This window comes from Massilia sp. TS11, assembly GCF_022012445.1.
GTDB lineage: Bacteria > Pseudomonadota > Gammaproteobacteria > Burkholderiales > Burkholderiaceae_D > Telluria.
The window spans coordinates 41034-62196 of sequence record NZ_JAKLTS010000008.1; the positions used below are offsets into that span (position 1 = coordinate 41034).

General features: G+C 68.2%; 20 protein-coding genes and 1 other RNA gene. 12 read left to right on the top strand and 9 right to left on the bottom strand.

Going from position 1 to position 21163, the window contains the following annotated elements:
- Positions 1–260 precede the first annotated feature (260 nt).
- Together glpK and rnpB are read right to left on the bottom strand one after the other, a co-directional pair.
- Positions 261–1760 (bottom strand): glycerol kinase GlpK, encoded by a 1500-nt coding sequence (gene glpK, locus LZ005_RS13405; RefSeq protein WP_237808580.1) that lies wholly within the window; start codon positions 1758–1760, stop codon positions 261–263.
- A gap of 17 nt (positions 1761–1777) precedes the next feature.
- Positions 1778–2111: RNase P RNA component class A (rnpB, locus tag LZ005_RS13410), an RNA gene on the bottom strand.
- A gap of 113 nt (positions 2112–2224) precedes the next feature.
- Between rnpB and LZ005_RS13415 the strand changes: the two genes are divergently transcribed.
- On the top strand, positions 2225–3925 hold the full coding sequence (locus tag LZ005_RS13415; RefSeq protein ID WP_237808581.1) for a thiamine pyrophosphate-binding protein: 1701 nt from the start codon (positions 2225–2227) through the stop codon (positions 3923–3925).
- On the opposite strand, the gene LZ005_RS13420 is transcribed toward LZ005_RS13415, so the two are convergent.
- From LZ005_RS13420 to LZ005_RS13445, 6 genes are read right to left on the bottom strand one after another with little or no spacing between them, the layout of a single operon-like run.
- Positions 3922–4335, bottom strand: a complete 414-nt coding sequence (locus tag LZ005_RS13420; RefSeq protein ID WP_237808582.1) for a nuclear transport factor 2 family protein — start codon at positions 4333–4335, stop codon at positions 3922–3924. The two genes, LZ005_RS13415 and LZ005_RS13420, sit on opposite strands and share 4 nt — an antisense overlap.
- Positions 4332–5096: an SDR family oxidoreductase gene (locus tag LZ005_RS13425; RefSeq protein ID WP_237808756.1), complete on the bottom strand. Its 765-nt coding sequence runs from the start codon at positions 5094–5096 to the stop codon at positions 4332–4334. Before LZ005_RS13425 ends, LZ005_RS13420 begins: the two co-directional genes overlap by 4 nt.
- The gene (locus LZ005_RS13430; protein WP_237808583.1) at positions 5096–5632 is read right to left on the bottom strand and encodes a chalcone isomerase family protein; all 537 of its coding nucleotides are present in this window, start codon (positions 5630–5632) and stop codon (positions 5096–5098) included. Before LZ005_RS13430 ends, LZ005_RS13425 begins: the two co-directional genes overlap by 1 nt.
- Positions 5629–6834, bottom strand: coding sequence for a cyclopropane-fatty-acyl-phospholipid synthase family protein (locus LZ005_RS13435; protein WP_237808584.1), 1206 nt, complete (start codon positions 6832–6834; stop codon positions 5629–5631). The genes LZ005_RS13430 and LZ005_RS13435 overlap by 4 nt, the downstream gene beginning before the upstream one ends.
- A complete protein-coding gene (locus LZ005_RS13440; RefSeq protein ID WP_237808585.1) occupies positions 6831–7607 on the bottom strand; it encodes a DUF1365 domain-containing protein in 777 nt (258 codons plus the stop codon). The genes LZ005_RS13435 and LZ005_RS13440 overlap by 4 nt, the downstream gene beginning before the upstream one ends.
- On the bottom strand, positions 7594–8868 hold the full coding sequence (locus tag LZ005_RS13445; RefSeq protein WP_237808586.1) for an NAD(P)/FAD-dependent oxidoreductase: 1275 nt from the start codon (positions 8866–8868) through the stop codon (positions 7594–7596). The genes LZ005_RS13440 and LZ005_RS13445 overlap by 14 nt, the downstream gene beginning before the upstream one ends.
- Before the next feature lie 134 nt (positions 8869–9002).
- Here LZ005_RS13445 and LZ005_RS13450 point away from each other — a divergent pair, with 134 nt between their 5' ends.
- The 7 genes from LZ005_RS13450 (at position 9003) to ggt (ending at position 16076) form a co-directional block, all read left to right on the top strand.
- Complete coding sequence (locus tag LZ005_RS13450; RefSeq protein ID WP_237808587.1) at positions 9003–9935, top strand: MerR family transcriptional regulator; 933 nt, start codon at positions 9003–9005, stop codon at positions 9933–9935.
- 39 nt (positions 9936–9974) lie between these two features.
- The gene (ftsY, locus tag LZ005_RS13455; protein ID WP_237808588.1) at positions 9975–11123 is read left to right on the top strand and encodes a signal recognition particle-docking protein FtsY; all 1149 of its coding nucleotides are present in this window, start codon (positions 9975–9977) and stop codon (positions 11121–11123) included.
- A gap of 11 nt (positions 11124–11134) precedes the next feature.
- The gene (locus tag LZ005_RS13460; protein WP_237808757.1) at positions 11135–11794 is read left to right on the top strand and encodes a cell division ATP-binding protein FtsE; all 660 of its coding nucleotides are present in this window, start codon (positions 11135–11137) and stop codon (positions 11792–11794) included.
- Positions 11791–12711: a permease-like cell division protein FtsX gene (ftsX, locus tag LZ005_RS13465; protein ID WP_237808589.1), complete on the top strand. Its 921-nt coding sequence runs from the start codon at positions 11791–11793 to the stop codon at positions 12709–12711. Before LZ005_RS13460 ends, ftsX begins: the two co-directional genes overlap by 4 nt.
- 244 nt (positions 12712–12955) lie before the next feature.
- Positions 12956–13849 carry an RNA polymerase sigma factor RpoH gene (gene rpoH, locus LZ005_RS13470; RefSeq protein ID WP_237808590.1) on the top strand — a complete coding sequence of 298 codons (894 nt, stop codon included), beginning with the start codon at positions 12956–12958 and terminating at the stop codon, positions 13847–13849.
- A gap of 86 nt (positions 13850–13935) precedes the next feature.
- Positions 13936–14322: a hypothetical protein gene (locus tag LZ005_RS13475; protein WP_237808591.1), complete on the top strand. Its 387-nt coding sequence runs from the start codon at positions 13936–13938 to the stop codon at positions 14320–14322.
- Positions 14319–16076, top strand: coding sequence for a gamma-glutamyltransferase (ggt, locus tag LZ005_RS13480; protein ID WP_237808592.1), 1758 nt, complete (start codon positions 14319–14321; stop codon positions 16074–16076). The genes LZ005_RS13475 and ggt overlap by 4 nt, the downstream gene beginning before the upstream one ends.
- A gap of 2 nt (positions 16077–16078) precedes the next feature.
- Here ggt and LZ005_RS13485 read toward each other — a convergent pair whose 3' ends face one another.
- Positions 16079–17107: a DUF475 domain-containing protein gene (locus tag LZ005_RS13485; RefSeq protein WP_237808593.1), complete on the bottom strand. Its 1029-nt coding sequence runs from the start codon at positions 17105–17107 to the stop codon at positions 16079–16081.
- 94 nt (positions 17108–17201) lie between these two features.
- On the opposite strand from LZ005_RS13485, the gene LZ005_RS13490 reads away from it, so the two are divergent.
- The 4 genes from LZ005_RS13490 to LZ005_RS13505 all read left to right on the top strand — a co-directional run bounded on the left by LZ005_RS13490 (position 17202) and on the right by LZ005_RS13505 (position 21138).
- The gene (locus LZ005_RS13490) at positions 17202–18068 is read left to right on the top strand and encodes a LysR family transcriptional regulator (protein ID WP_237808594.1); all 867 of its coding nucleotides are present in this window, start codon (positions 17202–17204) and stop codon (positions 18066–18068) included.
- 38 nt (positions 18069–18106) lie between these two features.
- Entirely contained in the window at positions 18107–19429 is a 1323-nt protein-coding gene (locus LZ005_RS13495) for a hemolysin family protein (RefSeq protein WP_237808595.1), read from the top strand.
- Positions 19430–19484: 55 nt separating this feature from the next.
- On the top strand, positions 19485–20270 hold the full coding sequence (locus LZ005_RS13500; protein WP_237808596.1) for an ABC transporter substrate-binding protein: 786 nt from the start codon (positions 19485–19487) through the stop codon (positions 20268–20270).
- Between the two features lie 91 nt (positions 20271–20361).
- Positions 20362–21138 (top strand): ABC transporter substrate-binding protein, encoded by a 777-nt coding sequence (locus LZ005_RS13505; protein WP_237808597.1) that lies wholly within the window; start codon positions 20362–20364, stop codon positions 21136–21138.
- Positions 21139–21163: the final 25 nt, after the last annotated feature.

A 21163-nucleotide genomic window follows, 5' to 3' on the forward strand; every position in this document is an offset into this window, starting at 1 on the left:
ATTCAAAGACTTAGCGCACATCGCTGAAGTCTGATGCAAGGAAAAAATCGAGATAAATTAGGTACTTAGAAAACGAACTGAATGTGGCGTGTGAGCAATACACATGGGTTTTTCATTGCCGAAAATTTTCGACGGCAAGGAGTTGTGTATTTGCTACTGGATGCGAGCGGGATAGGCGCGGCCGCGGTGGGCCGCCGGATTCGATAGGTAAATGCCGGGATGCAGCGACAGCGCGATTGTCAGGGCGCGCGGGAAATAATTCAAGCAAGCTCGTCCGGACGAGCCCAGTCGCGCGCCCGCGCCACCGCGCGCGCCCACTCGGCCATGCGGGCCGCGCGCTGCTCGGCCGCCATGCGCGGTTCGAACACGCGTTCGCTGCGCCACAGGGCGGCGATTTCTTCGCGCGTCTCCCAGAAGCCGACCGCCAGCCCGGCCAGATAGGCCGCCCCCAGGGCCGTGGTCTCGGTCACGCGCGGGCGCACCAGCGGCACCCCGAGCAGATCGGCCTGGAACTGCATCAGCAGGTCGTTGCGGGCGGCGCCGCCGTCGGCGCGCACCTCGCTGACGGCGGTGGCGGCGTCGCTCTGCATGGCCGCCAGCAGCTCGGCGCTCTGGTAGGCGATGGCTTCGAGCGCGGCGCGCGCGATATGGGCGCGCGTGCTGCCACGGCTCATGCCGAGCAGGGTGCCGCGCGCATACGGGTCCCAGTGCGGCGCGCCGAGGCCGACGAAGGCCGGCACCAGGAACACGCCGTCGCTGTCGGGCACGCTGGCGGCCAGGGCTTCGACCTCGCCGCTGTGGGCGATGATGCCCAGCCCGTCGCGCAGCCACTGGACGGTGGCCCCGCCCATGAACACGCTGCCCTCGAGCAGATAGTCGGTGGCGCCGTCGATGCGCCAGCCGACCGTGGCCAGCAGGCGGTTGACCGAGTGCGGCACGTGGCGCCCGGCTTGCATCAGCATGAAGCAGCCGGTGCCGTAGGTATTCTTCACCATGCCAGGGCGCAGGCAGGCCTGGCCGAAGGTGGCGGCCTGCTGGTCGCCGGCGATGCCGGCCAGCGGCACCGGCGCGCCGAACAGGTGGGCGTGGGTCGGGCCGATTTCCTCGGCCGAGGAGACGATCTGGGGCAGCAGGCTGTCGGGGATATTCAACAGGTCGAGCAGCTCCTGGTCCCAGCGCAGCAGGTGGATATTAAACAGCATCGTGCGCGAGGCATTGCTGACGTCGGTGACATGGCGCCCGGTCAGCTGCCAGGCCAGCCAGCTGTCGATAGTGCCGAAGGCCAGTTCGCCGCGTTCGGCGCGCTGGCGCGCTCCGGGCACATGGTCGAGCAGCCAGGCCAGCTTGGAAGCGGAAAAATACGGGTCCAGCTCCAGGCCCGTATTGGCGCGGATGCGGGCCGCCTTGCCGGCGCTGCGCAGCGCGTCGCAGTCGGCCGCCGTGCGCCGGTCCTGCCAGACGATGGCCGGGGCCAGCGGTGCGCCGCTCGCGCGGTCCCACAGCACCGTGGTTTCACGCTGGTTGGCGATGCCGATCGCGGCCAGCTGGCGCGCCGTCACGCCCTGCTCGGCCAGCACCTGGCGCGCGCAGGCCAGCTGGCTGCGCCAGATCGCCATCGGATCGTGCTCGACCCAGCCGGGCATGGGAAAGGATTGGGGAAATTCCTGCTGGGCGCTGCCGCAGGGGACGCCCTCGTGGTTGAACAGGATGGCACGCGAACTGGTCGTGCCTTGGTCGAGCGCCAGAATATAGCTCTGCATAAGACCCCGCATGCAAAATGTGAAGCGAGCCGATAGGCCGGATTCTGTTACGGCGCTTGCGCGCTATGACAGCCATTCCTCTAGGCGCCCCATTGCTGGTGCGCTCAAGCTCCCTACCCGCACGCTCCGCGAGCCGCCTCAACGCGTGCCTATTTGGGATTGCTCCAGGTGGAGGTTACCGCGTTTCACCGTAACTGAATACGCTCGTCTCTGTGGCCCTATTCCTCGCCTTATACCCGTCAAGACGGGCTTTCAGCGGACGGCCGTTAGCCGTCACCCTGCTCTGTGGAGTCCGGACCTTCCTCCCGCCCGGCCCTTGCGGACCCGGCCAGCGGCTGTCTGGCTCACTTCACGCCGCCATTATAGCCTGCGGCGGATTCTGAAAGTTAGTGTCGTTTTTTGAAAAGCCCGCGCCGCGAGGGCCCTCGTACAATGGCGCAGAGCCTGTTTTGCGAGACACCATCATGACCCACCCCTCCCGCAGCGGCGGCCAGATCCTGGTCGACGCGCTCGCCGTGCACGGCGTCGATACCGCTTTCGGCGTGCCGGGCGAATCCTATCTGGACGTGCTGGACGCCCTGCACGACTCGAACATCCGCTTCATCATCAACCGCCAGGAAGGCGGCGCCGCCTTCATGGCCGAAGCCTATGGCAAGCTGACCGGCCGCCCCGGCATCTGCTTCGTCACGCGCGGCCCGGGCGCCACCAATGCCTCGATCGGCGTGCATACGGCCTACCAGGACTCGACCCCGATGATCCTGTTCATCGGCCAGGTCGGCTCCGACTTCATGGACCGCGAAGCCTTCCAGGAAGTCGACTACCGCCGCATGTACGGCCAGATGGCCAAGTGGGTGGCCCAGATCGACCGCGCCGACCGCATCCCCGAATACATCGCGCGCGCCTTCCAGGTCGCCACCAGCGGCCGGCCCGGCCCGGTGGTGCTGGCCCTGCCCGAAGACATGCTGACGGCCCGCGCCGCCGTGGCCGACACGCGCCGCTACACGCCGGTGCAGGGCGCGCCCAGCGCCGCCCAGATGGCTGAACTGCGCCAGATGCTGGCCGCGGCCCAGCGCCCGCTGGTGCTGGTCGGCGGCGGCACCTGGACGCGCCAGGCCTGCGCCGATCTGCTGCGCTTCGTCGAAGCCAATGCCCTGCCGGTGGCCTGCGCCTTCCGCTTCCAGGACCTGGTCGACAACCAGCATCCGCACTACGTGGGCGACGTTGGCATCGGCATCAATCCGAAGCTGGCCGCGCGCGTCAAAAACGCCGACCTGTTGATCGCCATCGGCCCGCGCCTGGGCGAGATGACCACCAGCGGCTACAGCATCATCCAGGCGCCGGTGCCGAGCCAGCGCCTGGTGCACGTGCACATGGACCCGGAAGAACTGGGCTCCGTGTATCAGGCCGAGCTGATGATCGCCAGCGGCATGCCGCAGTTCGCCGCCGCGCTGGCCGCCATGGCCCCGGTCGACACGCGCGCCTGGCAGGGCAGCGTGGCCGAGGCGCGCGCCGAACTGGTGGCCTGGCAGAGCGAACCGGCCATCTTCCGCGACACCGGCGCCCCGCTCAATCTGTGGCAGATGGTGCAGGAGCTGCAGCGCCAGGCCCCGGCCGACACCATCATCACGAATGGCGCCGGCAACTACGCCACCTGGGCGCACCGCTTCTTCCGCTATGGCGCGCTGCGCACCCAACTGGCCCCGACCTCGGGCGCAATGGGCTACAGCGTGCCGGCCGCGGTGGCGGCCAAGATTCACGACCCGGCGCGCACCGTGGTCGCCTTTGCCGGCGACGGCGAGTATCTGATGAACGGCCAGGAGCTGGCCACGGCCGTGCAGTACAAGGCGGGCGTGATCATCCTGGTGTTTAACAACCAGATGTTCGGCACCATCCGCATGCACCAGGAGCGCGAATACCCGGGCCGGGTGTCGGGCACCACCCTGCACAATCCGGATTTCGCCGCGCTGGCGCGCGCTTTTGGCGGCCAGGGCGAAGTGGTCGAGACCACCGAGGCCTTCGGTCCGGCTTTCGCGCGCGCGCTGGCCTACACGCGCGAACAGTCGCTGCCGGCCCTGATCGAGCTGCGCTACGACGGCAACCTGATCACGCCGGGGGCCACGCTGGCCACGATCCGCGCCAACGCCGAGAAGGCGAAGGCGGCTTAAAGCGGGGTGCGCAGGCGCCGTTTCAGCCAGCGCATCAAGCTGCCGAGGACGGGGAGCTTTTCATACAGCTCCTCGGCCGCGTCCCAGTAATCGCGGTGCAGGATCACGCGCCCGTCCGGGCCGAAGCGCACATGGGTGGCGCCGCGGATGCACATGCGGGCGCGCCCGACGAAGTGAAATTCCCAGGTCAGAAAACCATCGTCGCCATGGCGCGCCTGGTCGAGCACGCGAAAGCGCGGCGCCTCCACCTGGGTGTACATGTGATGGAAGATGGCGGCGATCGCGGCCAGGCCCTGCACTTCGTTGAACGGGTCCTTGAAGCGCGCCTCGGGCGCGTACACGCGATCGAGGCCGGTGTCGATGCTGGCCGGGCTCAGGGTTTCGTAGAAATGCACCAATTCGTCCATCATCGGGCGACTCTCCCCACCAAGGCAAAATACAAACGGTACGGCAGCAGCCGCAGCAGGCGCAGCACATTGCTGAAGCGGCGCGGAAAATGGATGTGAAACTGGCCGCGCGCCAGCCCTGCCAGCAGGGCCTCGGCCGCCTCGGCCGGCTGCATCAGGGCCGGCATATGGAAGTCGTTGGCGCTGGTCAGGCGGGTGGCGACGAAGCCCGGATTGACCAGATACACGCCGATCCCGCGCGGGTGCAGATCGAGGTAGAGGCTTTCGCACAGATTGATCAGCGCCGCCTTGCTCGGCCCGTAGGCGAGCGCGCGCGGCAGGCCGCTGTAGCCGGCCACCGAGGCGATCACGGCGATGCCGCCCGCGCCCTGGCGCAGCAGCAGCGGCAGGCTGGCGTCGAGCACGCGGTAGACGCCGCCCACATTCACATCGAGGATGCGTTCGGCCGTGCCAAGGTCGAAACTGTCGGCGCGCATCGGCGTGTAGATCCCGGCCGCGAACAGCACCAGGTCGACGCCGCCCCAGACGGCGGCCAGCTGGTCGGCGCCGGCACGCACGCTGTCGGCATCGGCCACGTCGAGCGGCAGCACCAGACTGCCCGCCAGGGCCGCGCCCAGTTCCGCCAGCACGTCGGCGCTGCGGGCCGACAGGGCCAGGCGCGCGCCGCGCGCATGCAGGGCGCGCGCGCAGGCCTCGCCGATGCCGGCCGAGGCGCCGACGATCCAGACGCGCTTGCCCATCCAGTCGCGCAGGGGTGGATTCATCATTGCGGGGCTGCCTCCTTGAGCAGACGGGCGCGCAGCTCGGGCGCGCTGGTGGCCGGATCGAGCCAGATGGCGAAGAAGGCGCGCGCCAGCAGCGGGTCGGCCACTTCGCCGATCAGATCGGCGCCGCGGTAGAAACGCGCGCCGCGCTGCGGCAGATACAGGCCGGTCAGGCGGGTGCCGTTCTCGACGTCGGGGAAGATGGTGCGCAGCGCCGCCAGCCAGGTCTGGCGCTGGGCCGCCGTGCCGACCCCGAGCTTGGCGATTTCGTCGATGCTGCGTTCGGCGATGCGCTGGCCCGACAGGCTGCGCAGGTAGTGCAGCTCGAGCGCGAAGGCCGCCGCTTCAGGCGCCTGCGGGCGGTAGCCCTGGGCGCCCACGTACAGGCGGGCCTCATAGATGGCCAGGCCAAACCAGCTGAAGCGCCCTTCCCCGGCCAGGCGCGGGCGCGCCAGTTCGCCCGCCACCGGCGGCGGCAGGGCCTGGGCGCTGGCGGCGGCCAGCGCCAGCAGGGCAGCGGCCAGGAGGCGCTTCATGGTTTCTGCAGCGTGAACTGGTAGACGTCGCAGTTATGCGAACGGAAGGCCGCCTCGCAGTAGCACAGGTAGAACTCCCAGGTACGCAGGAAGCGCTCGTCGAAGCCCTGGGCGCGCACCTCGGACAGGTGGGCGCGGAAGCTGCGCCGCCAGGCCGCCAGCGTGCGTGCATAGTGCAGGCCGAAGCCGAAGTCGTTCACCACGCGCAGGCCATGCGCCTCGGCCAGCTCGCGGAAGCGGGTCGGGGTCGGCAGCATCCCGCCCGGGAAGATGTACTGCTGGATGAAGTCGGTGCCGGCGCGGTAGCGCTCAAACAGGGACTCGTCGATCGTGATGGTCTGGATGCAGGCGCGCGCCCCGCTTTTCAGGCGCTTGGCCACGGTGGCGAAATAGCTGTCCCAGTAGCTCTCGCCGACCGCCTCGAACATTTCGATCGAGGCGATGCCGTCGTATTCGCCTTCGCTGTCGCGGTAGTCGCGCAGTTCGAGCGTGGCCTGCTCGGCCAGACCGGCCTGGGCGAGGCGCGTACGCGCATAGGCCAGCTGCTCGGTCGACAGGGTCAGGCCGTTGACGTGCATGCCGGCGCGCGCGGCCGTCTCGGCAAAACCGCCCCAGCCGCAGCCGATTTCCAGCACGCGTGCGCCCGGTTCGAGCGCCAGTTCGCTCAGGATGCGGCCGTACTTGGCCGCCTGGGCGGCTGCCAGATCGTGCTCGTCCTCGCTCGCATACAGGGCGCTCGAATAGGTCATCGAGGGATCGAGCCAGAGCTGGTAGAAGGCATTGCCGATGTCGTAGTGGGCGTGGATATTGCGGCGGCTGCCCGCACGCGTATTCCGGTGCAGCAGGTGGCGCAGGCGGTACAGGATGCGGCCCCACCAGCTGCCATACACGAGGTCTTCCATCGCCTGGCGGTTACGCGCCAGCAGTTCGAGCAGGCCGGGCAGGTCATTCGTGTCCCAGTGGCCGGCGATATAGCTCTCGGCGAAACCGATGTCGCCCGAGCGCATGGCGGCGCGCAGGGCTTCCCAGTCGTGCAGGGTGAGCTGGACCGGCTGGGCGCCCTGGCCGAAGCGGTGCTGGCGCCCGTCCGGAGTATCGAGCACGAGGGCGCCATGCTGCAGGCGGGCCAGCAGCTTGAAGACGATTTGGATGGCGGCCGGCGGATCTTGGGCGGGCACGCGCGACAGGGATTCAGTGGTCATCGACTTACCTTTTCGATCGGTGGGGCGGGTTTGTGGAACCAGGGCACACGCCGCATCCACAGGCGCAGGGCCTGCCAGTGGATACGCGCGAGCACGGACATGCTCTGCAGCGGGAAACGCAGGAAGGCCGCCAGCACATGGCGTCCGCGCAGGGGCAGCGCGCAGCCCGTCAGACTGGTGTGCAGGATGGCGCCGGCCGCATCTTCGTAATCGATGCAGGCCAGGTGCACGGGATGGCCGCCGCGTTCGGTGCGCACGAAGCGGAAGCGGTAAAAGCCGCTGACTTCATTGAAGGGCGAGACGTGGAAGACCTTGCGCGCAAACAGCTGCTGGCCGTTTTCGATCGGCGCGCCGGTCTCCAGCAGATAGCAATGGCGCTCGCCGAAGGTGTTGTGGACGTCGCAGACGATCGCGCGCAGGCTGCCGTCGGCCCGCTCGCAGAAATAGAAGGAGACCGGATTGAAGGCATAGCCGAGCACACGCGGCATGCAGTGCAGCCAGATCTCGCCGTCGGCATCGTGCACGCCTTCGCTGCGCAGCAGCTGCTCGATCCATGGCAGCAGCGCGCCGTCCTGGCCACCGTGGTCGCGGTCATGGAAGGACAGCAGATGGAAGCCATTGCGCGCAAAGCCGGGCACGCGCAGGGCCTGGCCGTCCAGGCTGCGCAGCGGCAGGCGCAGATACAGGGCCGGATAGTGGAAGCTGTGGCGCGCCGGACGCAGGCGCGTGTGGCGCACCTGGCCGACCAGCAGCTGGGCTTCAGGCGGCCGCATGCTGGGCCACCTCATGCAGATCGGTCAGGCGGGCCGCCACCTCCAGGCCGGACTTGAGGCCGTCCTCGTGGAAGCCATAGCCGGTCCAGGCGCCGGCGAACCAGGTGTGGTCGCGCCCCTGCAGGCTGCCCAGGCGCAGCTGGGCGGCCAGGGCGCCGTCGTCGAACACTGGGTGGGCATACTCGAATTCGGCCAGCACCTGACGCGGGTCGGGCGCGTGGACCGGATTGAGCGAGACCACCACCGGGGTCTCGACCGGCAGCGGCTGCAGCATGTTCAGCAGGTAGTGCACGCAGACCCGCTGGTCCTGGCCGCCGCGCTCGTAGTTCCAGGCCGACCAGGCCTTGCGCGCGCGTGGCAGGCAGCTGGCATCGGTGTGCAGCACGGCGTGGTTCGGCTGGTAGCGGATGGCGCCGAGCACGCTACGCTCATCGTGGCGCGCGTCTTCCAGCAGGGCCAGGGCCTGGTCGCTGTGGCAGGCCAGCACCACGTGGTCGAACATCTCGCTGCCGCCGGTGTGGCGCACGCGCACAAAGCCGCCATTGAGGCCGGCCACGCGCGCCACCCCCAGCACCGGCGTGGCCAGGCGCTTGTCGGGCAGCTGGGCCAGCAGGCGCTCGACGTAGACGCGCGAACCGCCGCGCACGGTGCGCCACTGCGGCCGGTCGGTCAGCTGCAGCAGGCCGTGGTTGTCGCAAAAGCGCGCAAAACTCAGCAGCGGGAAGGCCAGCATCTGCTCGACCGGGCAGGACCAGATGCAGGCCGCCATCGGCAGCAGATACCAGTCGCGGAAGGCGGCGCCGTAGCCGTGCCGGTCGAGATAGGCGCCGAGCGTGGTGCCGCCGCTGTCGAGGCCGCGCGCAATCGCGGTGGCGGCGCGGTTGAAGCGCAGGATGTCGCGCAGCATGCCCCAGAACTGCGGGCGCAGCAGATTGCGGCGCTGGGCGAACACCGTGTCCAGATCGGCGCCGGCCCATTCGAGCCCGTTCTCCAGCTTGACGCTGAAGGACATGTCGCTGGTCACGCTGGGCACGCCCAGTTCCTCGAACAGGGCGATCAGGTTCGGGTAGGTGCGCTCATTAAATACCAGGAAGCCGGTGTCGACGCCGAAGCGCTGGCCCTCGACCGTGACATCCACCGTATTGCTGTGGCCGCCGAAATAGCTGCCCGCCTCAAACAGGCTGACCTGCATGCCGGCCAGGTGGAGCTGGCGGGCTGCTGCCATGCCGGCGATGCCGGCGCCAATCACCGCGATTTTCATCATATTGTCCTGGACAAATTAGCGTAGAAATTCAATTGTGCACTATTTTTCGGTTTTTTGTCATGGACAAATATTTCTACCCAGCGCGCCCCGTGTGCATTACAATCGGATTTTGTCCAGGACACACCAGCCCCATGAGCGACGCCGACCAGTCTTCCGCCGTTTTCACGATCAGCGACGTGGCGCGCGAGACCGGCATCGCCAAGGAGACCCTGCGCGTCTGGGAACGGCGCTACGGCTTCCCGCGCCCCGAGCGCGACGCCCATGGCGAGCGGGTCTACCCGGCCGATCAGCTGCAGCGCCTGCGCCAGCTGCGCCGCCTGCTCGACCTCGGCCACCGCCCGGGCAAGCTGCTGGGCATGAGCCCGGCCGAACTCGAGGCCCTGGCCGAACCGGCCGCCGCCGCCGTCTGCCCGCAGGACCCGCCTGAAATCCAGCACTGCCTGCGCCTGGTGCGCGAGCACCAGACCGACGAACTGCGCCACTACCTGACCCAGGCCGCCCTGCAGCGCGGCCTGCGCGACTTCGTCACCAGCCTGGCCGGCCCGCTGACCCAGCTGATGGGCGAGGCCTGGGCCAGCGGCCAGCTGGCCGTGTTCGAGGAACATCTGTTTTCCGAAGTGCTGCAGGTGGTGCTGCGCAATGCCATCTATGCAATGGGCCACCGCGGCCAGCGCCCGCGCATCCTGCTGACCACGGTGCCGCAGGAGCGCCATGCGCTCGGCCTGCTGATGGCCGAAGCCCTGTTCGCGCTCGAAGGCGCGCAGTGCATTTCCCTGGGCGTGGCCACCCCGCTCAGCGAAATCGCCAGCGCCGCCCAGGCCCAGCAGGCCGACGTGGTGGCCCTGTCGTTTTCGGCCTCGGTGCCGCAGCGCGCCACGCTCGAGGCCCTGGGCCAGCTGCGCGAGCGCCTGCCCGCCCACATCGGCCTGTGGGCCGGCGGGGCCGGCACCCGGCTGGCGCGGCGCCAGCTGCCGGCCGGCGTGCGGATTCTGGATCTGGGCGAAGTCGCCGGCACGCTGCAGGAATGGCGCGCCAATGCCGATTGGCAGGGGCAAGGGCTCTGATAAAATAAGGGCATCCCTATCGCGTGCCGCGCCGAGCCAATGTTCAGCTTCTTCAAGAAAAAGCCCCCCGTTCCCGAGACCCCGCCCCCCGCACCCACCGCCGCGCCGACTGAGGCGCCCGCGCCGGTCGCCGCCGCACCGCTGGCGCCTCCCCCTGTTGTGCCCACGCTGGCGCCGACCGCGGCCCCGACGGCGGCTCCCGTGCCGACTGAGGCGCCCGCGCCGACGCCTGCGCCGACACCTGCGCCAACGCCGGCACCGGAGCCGGAGCCGGCCGCCGAGGACGCGCCCAAGCGCTCCTGGATGCAGCGCCTGAAGGCCGGTCTGGCCAAGACCTCGTCCAATCTGTCGCTGCTGTTCGTCGGCGCCAAGATCGACGAGGCGCTGTACGAGGAACTGGAAACGGCCCTGCTGATGGCCGACGCCGGTGTCGAAGCCACCCAGACCCTGCTCGACGCCCTGAAGAAAAAGGTCAAGGACGACAAGCTGCTCGACGCCGCCCAGGTCAAGGCCGCGCTCAAGACCCTGATCGCCGACATGCTGCGTCCGCTCGAGCGCCCGCTCGAACTGGGCCGCCACGCCCCGCTGGTGATGATGATCGCCGGCGTCAACGGGGCCGGCAAAACCACCACCATCGGCAAGCTGGCCAAGCATATGCAGGTGCACCAGCAGTCGGTGCTGCTGGCCGCCGGCGACACCTTCCGCGCCGCCGCGCGCGAACAGCTGATCGCCTGGGGCGCGCGCAACAATGTGCACGTGGTGTCGCAGGAATCCGGTGATCCCGCCGCGGTCGCCTTCGACGCCGTGCAGTCGGGCAAGGCGCGCGGCATGGACGTGGTCATGATCGACACGGCCGGCCGCCTGCCGACCCAGCTGCACCTGATGGAAGAGCTGAAAAAGATCAAGCGCGTGCTCGGCAAGGGCATGGACGGGGCCCCGCACGAAACCCTGCTGGTCATCGACGGCAATACCGGCCAGAATGCCCTGGCCCAGGTCAAGGCCTTCGACGACGCCCTCCAGCTGAGCGGCCTGATCATCACCAAGCTCGATGGCACGGCCAAGGGCGGGGTGCTGGCCGCGATCGCGCGCGCCCGTCCGGTGCCCGTGTATTTCATCGGCGTCGGCGAACAGCTGGAAGACCTGCAACCCTTCCGCGCCGACGAGTTCGCGGAAGCCCTGCTCGGATAACGCCCATGCCCATGATCGAATTCGACGCGGTCTCGAAGCAGTATTCGGCCGACGCCTACGCGCTGCGCAATGTCAGCTTCGCCATCGAGAAGGGCGAGCTCGTGTATCTGGCCGGTCCCTCGGGGGCCGGCAAATCGACGCTGATGAAAATGGTGGCCGCGATCGAGCGCCCGAGCAGCGGCGCCGTGCGCGTCAATGGCCAGGACATCGGCAAGCTGCCGCGCGCCGGCCTGCCCTTCCTGCGCCGCAATCTCGGCCTGATTCTGCAGGAGCAGCGCCTGCTCGAGGACCGCACGGTGCTGGCCAATACCATGCTGCCGCTGATCGTGACCGGCGCCGCGCGCGACGAGGCCGAGCAGCGCGCCCGCGCCGCCCTCGAAAAAGTCGGCATGCTGGGCAAGGCCGAAAGCCTGCCGCTGGCCCTGTCGGGCGGCGAGCAGCAGCGCGTGGCGATTGCGCGCGCGATCGTCAACCGGCCGCAGATCATCCTGGCTGACGAGCCCACCGCCAACCTCGACCGTGCCAGCGCCGACAAGGTGCTCGACGCCCTGCGCGCCTTCAACGCGGCCGGCGTGACCTGTCTGATTTCCACCCATGACGAGCGCGAGCTGGGCAAGGCCGGGCGCGTGATTCAGCTCGTGCATGGACAGCAACTGGGAGCCAACGCATGAGAAGCTGGTTGCGTCAACACGGCTTTGCCCTGAGCGCCGCCCTGGCCAGCCTGCGCCGCGCGCCCGGCAGTTTTGTGCTCAATGTGGTGGTGGTCGCCACCGCCCTGGCCCTGCCCTTCATGGGCCTGACCCTGCTCGACAATGTGCGCCCGATGTCGGAGCAGCTGTCGGTCGACCCCGAAATTTCCGTCTTCGTCCAGCAGAGCGCCACGCGCGAGCAGGCCCAGGCGCTGGCCGCGCCGCTGCGCCAGATCGTCGGCGCGCACAAGGCGAAGATCGTGTTCAACCCGCGCGAGCAGGCGCTCGAGAGCCTGAAAACGCGCTCCGGCCTGTCCGATGTGCTGGCCACGCTGGGCGAGAACCCGCTGCCGGACAGCTATGTGATCAAGCTCGAAGCCTTTGGCAATGCGGCCGAGGCGGCCAGCATCGACCGCTATGCCGAGCAGATGCGCGCGCTGCCGGCGGTCGAGACGGTCCAGGTCGACTCGTCCTGGGTCAAGCGCCTGGCCGCCCTGCTCCACCTGCTGCGCCTCGGCCTGCTGCTGCTGGCGGCCACGCTCGGCGTGGTGGTGGTGGCGGTGGTGTTCAATACCATCCGCCTGCAGGTGCTGACCCAGCGCGAGGAAATCGCGGTGGCGCGCCTGCTCGGCGCCACCGACGGCTTCATCCACCGCCCCTTCTATTACACCGGGGCCCTGCTCGGTCTGGCGGCCGGGGCAGTGGCCCTGGGCGCGGTCAGCCTGGCGCTCAAGCCGCTGAATGCGGCCATTGCCGACTTCGCCCGCCTGTATGCCTCGGAATTCCAGCTGGCGCCGCTCGGCGCGGCCGGTCTGGCTGGCCTGCTGGCCGTGGCCGCCGTACTCGGCCTGCTCGGCGCGATGCTTTCCGTACGGCATCACCTGTCGCGCTTGCATTAATGGAAAGTTCGGCGCCGCACAGACGGCGCCGATGCGCGCTGCCATGCTGGCATCAGGCCTTGAAATCGCCCGCCGGCGCCCCATATTGAGCGGACGCAGGAGATCGTCTCTGCCTATCGCCGCGATCAAGGACTTCAACTAGCACTCACCTGCCGAGAGTGCTAATATATGAATGCAGGGTCAGTAAGACCCAAGCTGTACCAAGATTCAACCGTTGTCTTTGACGAGGAAACCACACATGCTGATGTCTGCACAAACCGCTCTGGTCCCTACCGGTAGCCGTGCGCTGGGCCTTGGCTTTTCGGGCAATCTGGGCAACCTGGACGCCTATATTTCGGCGGTCAACCGTCTGCCCATGCTGTCGCAGGAAGAAGAAGTCGACCTGGCCACCCGTCTGCGCGACAAGAACGATCTCGCCGCTGCCCAGCAGCTGGTGATGTCGCACCTGCGCCTGGTGGTGTCGATCGCCCGCGGCTACCTCGGCTATGGCCTGCCCCATGCCGACCTGATCCAGGAAGGCAATATCGGCCTGATGAAGGCCGTCAAACGCTTCGACCCGGGTCAGGGCGTGCGCCTGGTGTCGTATGCCATGCACTGGATCAAGGCCGAAATCCACGAATACATCCTGAAGAACTGGCGTCTGGTCAAAGTGGCTACCACCAAGGCCCAGCGCAAGCTGTTCTTCAACCTGCGCAGCAATAAGCAGGGTCTGGACGCGATGAGCCCGGCCCAGATCGACGAGCTGGCCAAGTCGCTCGACGTCAAGCGCGAAGAAGTGATCGAGATGGAAACCCGCCTGAGCGGGCGCGATATCGCCCTCGAAGCGCCGAGCGACAACGAGGACGACAACAAGTTCGCCCCGATCGCCTATCTGTCGACCGACGCCACCGAGCCGACCCAGGTGCTGGAAGCCAAGGCCGCCACGCGCCTGCAGTCCGAGGGGCTGGAACAGGCTCTGGCCAAGCTCGACCCGCGCTCGCGCCGCATCGTCGAAGCGCGCTGGCTGGCCAATGACGATGGTTCGGGCGCCACCCTGCACACGCTGGCCGAAGAATTCGGCGTGTCGGCCGAGCGCATCCGTCAGATCGAAGCCGCCGCACTCAAGAAAATGAAAGGCAGCCTGGCCGCCTACCTGTAAGCCAGGCGCGCCCAGCACGGGGCCCGGTCCCGGCCGCAGCACGCGGCTGGCGCCGGGCCCCGTTTTTCTTGTGCTAACATGCTGCGATGGCCCTGCTCCCCTTGTTCAGCATGCTTTGCCTGCCGCTCGCTCTGGGCCTGAGCGCGGCCGGTCCCGCCGCCCCGGCGCCCCTGACGCTGGCCCTGCACGCCCAGGCCACGCTGGCGCCCGCGCAGCTGCTGACGCTCGACAGCGTGCAGGACAGCCGCTGCCCGCAGGGGGCCCAGTGCATCCAGCAAGGTCAACTCATTTATCAGCTGCGCCTGCGTGTCGGCGACAGCGAGATTCCATTCAGCCTCAGCCGTGCCAACCCGAGCGTCAGCGCGGCCGGCTGGCAATTCACGCTCGATCCCGAGCGCGAGCCCGAGCGCATCCGCCTGCATGCGCCCGCGCCCGCGTATTTCATCGTCCTCCACCTCCGACCCGCACCATGACCTCTACGCCTTCGCGTCTGCTCGTTTCCGGTTTCGTTCTCTCCATCATCCTGAGCCTGCCCGCCGCCGCCCGCCAGCCGGTCGCCAGCGGCAGCGGCGGCGCGGTCGCCACGATCAGCGAGCAGGCCTCGCAATCGGCGCTGCGCATCCTCAACCAGGGCGGCAATGCGGTCGATGCGGCCGTGGCCGCGGCCGCCACGCTGGGCGTGACCGATCCCTTCAGCTGCGGCATCGGCGGCGGCGGCTTCATGGTCGTGTATCTGGCCAAGGACAAGCGCGTGATCACGATCGACCACCGCGAGATGGCGCCGGCCGCCACGCGCGCCGACCGCTTCCTCGAGCAGGGCAAGCCGATCGACTTCGAGGAGGCCGTCGCCAGCGGCCTGTCAGTTGGGGTGCCAGGTACGGTGCGCGGCTGGGACGAAGCCCTGCAGCGCTACGGCAGCATGTCCTTCAAGCAGGTGCTGGCCCCGGCCATCGAGGTGGCCAGCAAGGGCTTCCCGGTCGGCCCCCATTTCGCCGCGCTGTCGGGCGACAAGCTGGAGAAATTCGCGCGCTTCAGCAGCACGCGCGCGCTGTATCTGCCGAACGGCAAACCGATTCCGGCCGGGACGCTGTTCCGCAATCCCGACATGGCCAAGGCCTACCGCGCGATCGCGGCCGGCGGCGTCAAGGCCTTCTACAGCGGCCCGCTGGCCAAGGCCATCGTCGACGCGGTCCAGCATCCGCCCGTGGTCGCGGGCAAGCTGGCGCGCGCCGGCGACATGCAGCTGGCCGACCTGGCCAATTACGAGGCGCGCATCCGCCAACCGGTCCACACCAGCTACCGCGGCTATGACATCTATGGCATGCCGCTGCCGGGCAGCGGCGCCATCACCCTGGGCCTGGCCCTGAACCTGCTGGAAGGCTATGATCTGAAGGCCCTGCCGCGCGCCCAGGCCGAGCACCTGTACATCGAGGCCGCGCGCCTGGCCTTTGCCGACCGCAATGCCTACCTGGCCGACCCCGAATACGTCGACGCCCCGGTCGAGGGCCTGCTGTCGAAGGCCTATGCGGCCCAGCGGCGCCAGGCGATTTCGCTGCAGCAGGCGGCCGGCGCCCTGAGCGCGGGCGACCCCTTCGCCTTCCAGAAAGACCCGAGCTATCCGCTGCGCCCGGCCAGCGCCAAGCGCCTGCAGGCCGAGGGCATGCACACGACCCATCTGGTGGTCAGCGACAAGGACGGCAATGTGGTCTCCTACACCTACACGATCGAAGACTGGGGCGGCAGCGGCATCGTGGTGCCGGGCTGGGGCTTCATCCTCAACAATGAGATGACCGACTTCGACTTCAGCGCGCCCCACCCGAACGTGCCGGAAGCGGGCAAGCGTCCGCGCTCGAGCATGACGCCGACCATCGCCTTCAAGGACGGCAAACCGGCGTTTGCGATCGGCAGCCCGGGCGGTGCCACCATCATCACCACCGTGCTGCAGACTATGGTCAATTACATCGACCTGGGCATGGACATGCCGGCCGCCGTGGCCGCCCCGCGCATCAGCGCACGCAACAGCGCCACGCCCGAAGTCGAGCCCGGCTTCAGCAGCAGCCCCGCAGGGCGCGCGCTCGAAGCCTTCGGCCACCGCTGGGCCGAACGGCCGAGCGAAATCGGCATCGTCAACGCCATCGTGTTCAATCCGGACGGCACGGTCACGGCCGTGGCCGAACCCAAGCGCGCCGGCGGCGGCACGGCCCTCGTGCAGAAGGCCGGCCACTGAGCTTACTGGCTGCGCCGGCGGTGGCGCAGCGAGGACCAGATCGAGGCGCCGATCAGCAGGGCGCCGGCGAGGCCGGTGACGACCTCGGGAATTTCGTACTTCATGCTGACGAGCATGATCGCGGCCAGCACGCCAATCGCGTAATGGGCGCCATGCTCGAGGAAGACGAATTGCTCAAGCGTGCCCTTCTCGACCAGGTAGACGGTCATCGAGCGCACGAACATCGCGCCGATGGCCAGACCGAGCATGATGATGACGATGTCGGTGGTGATCGCAAACGCGCCGATCACGCCGTCGAAGGAGAACGAGGCGTCCAGCAGTTCCAGGTACAGGAAGGCGCCGATGCCGCCCTTCTGCACGAGCGCGCCGGCCGAGGCGCCGGCCTCGCCGCCGCCCAGCAGCTGGGTCAGGGCGCCGACACCGACATAGGCGAGGATGCCGTACAGACCGGCCGTCAGCGCCGCCAGCTGCTGGCCCGGGGCGACCAGCTGAACGCTGGCCAGCAGCACGGCCAGGGCCACCATCACCGACACCGAGGACACGCGCCCGAGCTTGCCGAGTTCACGCTCGATCGGGCCGAGCCAGTGCGCTTCCTTGTCCGCGTCCAGCAGGAAATTCAGGAACACCAGCAGCAGGAACATGCCGCCGAAGGCCGCCACCTCGGCATGGTGGGCGTGCAGGTGGTGGGCATAGGCCTGCGGATCATTCAGGGCCAGCTGCCACACGGCCGGCCAGGACAGGTCGGCCGCCACGGCCACGATCATGATCGGGAACACCAGCCGCATGCCAAACACGGCGATGATCATCCCGAGCCCGAGGAAGAGCTTGCGCCAGAACGCATCCCAGCCGCGCAGCACCGAGGCGTTCAGCACCGCATTGTCGAACGAGAGCGAGACTTCGAGCACGGCCAGGATGCTCGCCAGCATCAGGGCAGTCAGGGCGCCGCTGGCGCCGCCGCGTTCAAAGCCCCACCAGCCGGCCAGCGCCAGGCAGACCGCGGTCACGACGAAGGAAACGGTGAAGTGTTTCATGATGGATTCCTGATTTTGGTCAATGCCCGAGTGTAGGCCATGTTACCCTTCCAATAAATCAGATAAATCCACGCATTAACTTCGTAAAAATCTGATGAATTACCGCCACCTCTACTATTTCTGGCTGGTCGCCCGCGAGGGTTCGGTCACGCGCGCGGCCGAACGCCTGGGCCTGGCCGTGCAGACCGTCAGCGCCCAGCTGGCCGCGCTCGAACAAGAGCTCGGCAAGAGCCTGCTGGCGCCACAGGGCCGGCGCCTGGTGCTGACCGAGGCCGGCCGCCTGGCGCTCGGCTATGCCGACCAGATCTTCCTGCTCGGCAGCCAGCTGCGCGAGGCGCTCGAGGCCGCCGACAATGGCGCCGGCCGCCTCGCCGTCGGCCTGTCCGACGCGCTGCCGAAAGCCACCGCCTTCCAGCTGCTGGAGCCGCTGCGCCAGGCCGGCGCGCCGCTGCGCCTGGTCTGCCACGAGGCCAGCTTCACCGAGCTGCTGGCCGATCTGGCCCTGCACCAGTACGACCTCGTGCTGACCGACCGCCCGGTGCCGCCCGGCGGCCACCTGCGCGTGCGCAGCCGCCTGCTGCAGGACGTGCCGATGCTGATCGTGGCCAGCCCGGCGCTGGCGGCGGCCTGGCCCGATCCGGCCCGGCTGACGGGCGCGCCCTTCCTGCTGCCCACGCGCAGCAGCGCCCTGCGCCTGCAGCTCGACCAGTGGTTCGAGCGCCACAAGCTGCACCCGCAGGTGGCCGGCGAGTTCGAAGACACGGCCCTGCTGACCACCTTCGGACGCGCCGGAGCCGGCCTGTTTTTCGTGCCCGACATGGACGCGACCGCGCTGCGCGAGCAGTTCGGCGCCGTCGCCATTGGCCCGGCCGCCGAGGTACGCAGCCAGTGCTACGGCATCTCGAGCGAACGCAAGATCGACCACCCGCTGGTGGCGCGCCTGCTCGGCCTGTCCGGCTGAACTGCTAAGATGGGGGCTTTCTCACTCGCTCCGCCTGCATGGAAAATCTGCTGCTGGTCATCCTGGCCCTGGTCCTGGTGGCCCTGAACGGCTTCTTCGTTGCCGCCGAATTCGGTATCGTCACCCTGCGCCCGACGCGCGTGCGCGCCATCGCCCGCCGCGGCGGCTGGCGCGGACGCATCCTGGCCAATGTGCACGGCCAGCTCGACGCCTATCTATCGGCCTGCCAGCTCGGCATCACGCTCGCTTCGCTTGGCCTCGGCTGGGTCGGCGAACCGGCCTTTGCCGGCCTGCTCGAACCCCTGTTCGCCGCGCTCGGCCTGCGCGACCCCGAATGGATCCACGGCCTGTCGTTCGCGATCGCCTTCGGCGTGATCTCCTTCCTGCATATCGTGGTCGGCGAGCTGGCCCCGAAGTCGCTGGCGATCCGCCTGCCCGAGCGCGTCGCGATCGGCGCCGCCGTGCCGCTGTACGGTTTCTACTGGCTCATGTATCCGGCCATCTGGCTGCTCAATGCGAGCGCCAACGCCACCCTGCGCCTGGCCGGTCTGGGCGCGCCCGAGGGCCACGACGGCGGCCACGGCAGCCCGCATTACTCGAACGAGGAACTGAAGCTGATTCTGCGTTCGAGCCAGCCGGGCCAGACCGGGCCGGAGCGCCAGGTGCTGCTGCAGGCCCTCGATTTTTCCCAGCGCACGGCGGCCGATCTGATGCGCCCGATGAACGAGGTGATCGGTCTGTCGGCCGCCTGCACGCGCGAGGAGAATCTCGCCACCATGGTGCGCAACCGCTTCTCGCGCTATCCCTACCTGGACGCCAGCGGCGAACAGGTGCTCGGCCTGATCCATGTGAAAGACCTGTTCCTGGCCCAGCGCCCGCCCGAGGACCTGGCCGCCTTCCTGCGCCCGGTCGAGACCTTCCCGGCGCGCACGCCGGCGCAGGAAGTGTTCCGCCATTTCCGCGCCGGCGCGCCCCACTTCGCCCTGGTCGGCGAAAAGGGCAAGCGCCCGATCGGCTTTCTCACGCTCGACAATCTGCTCGGCGCCTTGGTCGGGGAAATCCACGACGAGTTCCGTCTCAACGAAAACGACTGGCTGCCCCAGGCCGACGGCAGCCTGGTCGGTAAAGCCAGCCTGCCCCTGGTCTCGCTCGAACGCGCGCTCGGCATCGAGCTGGGGCCCGAGGAAAGCGGGGGCGGCGAAGTCGAATCGGTGGGCGGCCTGCTCATGCTGCGCCTGGGCGACGTGCCAAGCCAGGGCCAGCGCGTGCGCTTCGCCCATTTCGACGTGGTGGTGCGCAAGATGAAGGGCCCGCGCATCATGCTCGTGAAGGTGATCCCGCATCGGCCCGACGAGCAATAGTTGGTGACAAACGCCAGGCCTTCGACCACAATGGCTGGGTTGTCATCGGAGGAATATGCGTTTCTCTTTTGCCATTTTGGCAGCCTTGCTCTGCCTCCCGGCCGCGCGCGCGGCCGACCCGCCCTGCGGCGATATGTCGGTCGGCCTGTACGAATCGGGCCTGCTCTACTACCAGCATGACGGCCGCTGGAAAGGCATCAACAAGGACCTGCTCGACGAGCTGAGCAAGCGGACCGGCTGCAATTTCAAGACGGCCCTCGACTCGCGCGTGCGCATCTGGGCCGCGCTCGAGGCCGGCAATCTGGACATGACCGTCACCGCCCTGCGCACGCCCGAGCGGGAAAAATTCGTACGCATCATTCCCTACGTCAGCTCGCACAACTATGTCATGGTGCTCAAGGGCATGCCGCCCGAGACCCAGACGCCCGAGGGCTTTCTCAACAGCGAACTGCGGGTCGGCGTGGTCAAGGCCTTCCGCCACGGGCCCTTCTACGACGCCTGGCTCGAGCAGATGCGCGCACGCGGGCGCGTGTACGAGGCGGCCGACCTGCCCGGCCTGGTCAAGCTGATGCGCAACCAGCGCGTGCACGCGATCATCGGCCCGGCCGGCAACTGGACCTATATGCGCGACATGCATCTCGAGGGTCAGGTCAACCTGCTCAACTGGGCCGGCGAAGAGCGCCTGCTGGCCGGCCTGGCCGTGTCGCGCAAGCGCGTGCCCGAGGCCGACTACCAGCGCATGGCCCAGGCGATCGCCCAAATGCATGCGGACGGTACGCTCGAACGCATCTACCGCCGCTATGTGAACGCCGAGATGGCGCGCGACATGATCACTTTCTGAGTCCTGCTGTTATTTTTGTCTCGCCAAAATCGCGGACCTGCCCTAGAATTTTGCGATCATAAAAAAAGGGGACGCGATGGCTCGGTTCGGCTTGGCAGCGGCACTGTGCTCCCTGGCCTTAGGCCAGGCGCATGCGGCCGCGCCCGCCTGCGGCGAGTTCGGTGTCGGCTACTACGAACACGGCGCCCTCTACTACCAGACCCGCAACGGCTGGGCCGGAATCGACAAGGACATCATCGAGGAACTGTCCCGGCGCACCGGCTGCCAGTTTCGCGGCCAGCTCGAATCGACGGTGCGCATCCAGACCGGGATGGAAGCGGGCCGTCTGGCCATGACCGTGTCCTCGATCCCCACGCCCGAACGCAACCAGTACGCACGCTCGGTTGTCTACATGAGCTCGCGCCACTACGCCGTGCTGAGCAAGATGGTGCCGCCGGCCGCGCGCACGATGGATGGTTTCCTCGCCAGCGATTACAAGGTCGGGGTCGTGCGCAATTTCCACCACAGCCCCACCTACGAAGCCTGGCTGGCCAATCTGCGCATCAAGGGGCGCGTGTACGAGGCGGCCGATATGCCGGCCCTGGTGCGCCTGCTCAAAGCCGGGCGCGTGCAGGCGCTGGTGCTGCTGCCGACCAACTGGCCGCTGCTGAAGGAGGCCGGTCTGCTCGAGCAGGTCCACCTGCTCGACTGGGCCGAACCGCAGGAGCGCATCCGCGCCGGTTTGCTGCTGTCGCGTAAGCTGGTGCCCGAGGAGCGCGCCGAGCAGTTCCAGCAAGCCATCCTGGCCATGCGCAATGATGGCACGCTGGAAGCGATTTTCCGCCGCCACCTCGGCCCCGAGCTCGCGCACGCGATGATCGGCTTCTGAAGTATGCACACAATTGCCGCGATTT

Coding starts and splice junctions, on each gene's coding strand:
- glpK (WP_237808580.1), bottom strand. CDS start 1,760: ATGCAGAGCTATATTCTGGCGCTCGACCAAGGCACGACCAGTTCGCGT.
- LZ005_RS13415 (WP_237808581.1), top strand. CDS start 2,225: ATGACCCACCCCTCCCGCAGCGGCGGCCAGATCCTGGTCGACGCGCTC.
- LZ005_RS13420 (WP_237808582.1), bottom strand. CDS start 4,335: ATGATGGACGAATTGGTGCATTTCTACGAAACCCTGAGCCCGGCCAGC.
- LZ005_RS13425 (WP_237808756.1), bottom strand. CDS start 5,096: ATGAATCCACCCCTGCGCGACTGGATGGGCAAGCGCGTCTGGATCGTC.
- LZ005_RS13430 (WP_237808583.1), bottom strand. CDS start 5,632: ATGAAGCGCCTCCTGGCCGCTGCCCTGCTGGCGCTGGCCGCCGCCAGC.
- LZ005_RS13435 (WP_237808584.1), bottom strand. CDS start 6,834: ATGACCACTGAATCCCTGTCGCGCGTGCCCGCCCAAGATCCGCCGGCC.
- LZ005_RS13440 (WP_237808585.1), bottom strand. CDS start 7,607: ATGCGGCCGCCTGAAGCCCAGCTGCTGGTCGGCCAGGTGCGCCACACG.
- LZ005_RS13445 (WP_237808586.1), bottom strand. CDS start 8,868: ATGAAAATCGCGGTGATTGGCGCCGGCATCGCCGGCATGGCAGCAGCC.
- LZ005_RS13450 (WP_237808587.1), top strand. CDS start 9,003: ATGAGCGACGCCGACCAGTCTTCCGCCGTTTTCACGATCAGCGACGTG.
- ftsY (WP_237808588.1), top strand. CDS start 9,975: ATGTTCAGCTTCTTCAAGAAAAAGCCCCCCGTTCCCGAGACCCCGCCC.
- LZ005_RS13460 (WP_237808757.1), top strand. CDS start 11,135: ATGATCGAATTCGACGCGGTCTCGAAGCAGTATTCGGCCGACGCCTAC.
- ftsX (WP_237808589.1), top strand. CDS start 11,791: ATGAGAAGCTGGTTGCGTCAACACGGCTTTGCCCTGAGCGCCGCCCTG.
- rpoH (WP_237808590.1), top strand. CDS start 12,956: ATGTCTGCACAAACCGCTCTGGTCCCTACCGGTAGCCGTGCGCTGGGC.
- LZ005_RS13475 (WP_237808591.1), top strand. CDS start 13,936: ATGGCCCTGCTCCCCTTGTTCAGCATGCTTTGCCTGCCGCTCGCTCTG.
- ggt (WP_237808592.1), top strand. CDS start 14,319: ATGACCTCTACGCCTTCGCGTCTGCTCGTTTCCGGTTTCGTTCTCTCC.
- LZ005_RS13485 (WP_237808593.1), bottom strand. CDS start 17,107: ATGAAACACTTCACCGTTTCCTTCGTCGTGACCGCGGTCTGCCTGGCG.
- LZ005_RS13490 (WP_237808594.1), top strand. CDS start 17,202: ATGAATTACCGCCACCTCTACTATTTCTGGCTGGTCGCCCGCGAGGGT.
- LZ005_RS13495 (WP_237808595.1), top strand. CDS start 18,107: ATGGAAAATCTGCTGCTGGTCATCCTGGCCCTGGTCCTGGTGGCCCTG.
- LZ005_RS13500 (WP_237808596.1), top strand. CDS start 19,485: ATGCGTTTCTCTTTTGCCATTTTGGCAGCCTTGCTCTGCCTCCCGGCC.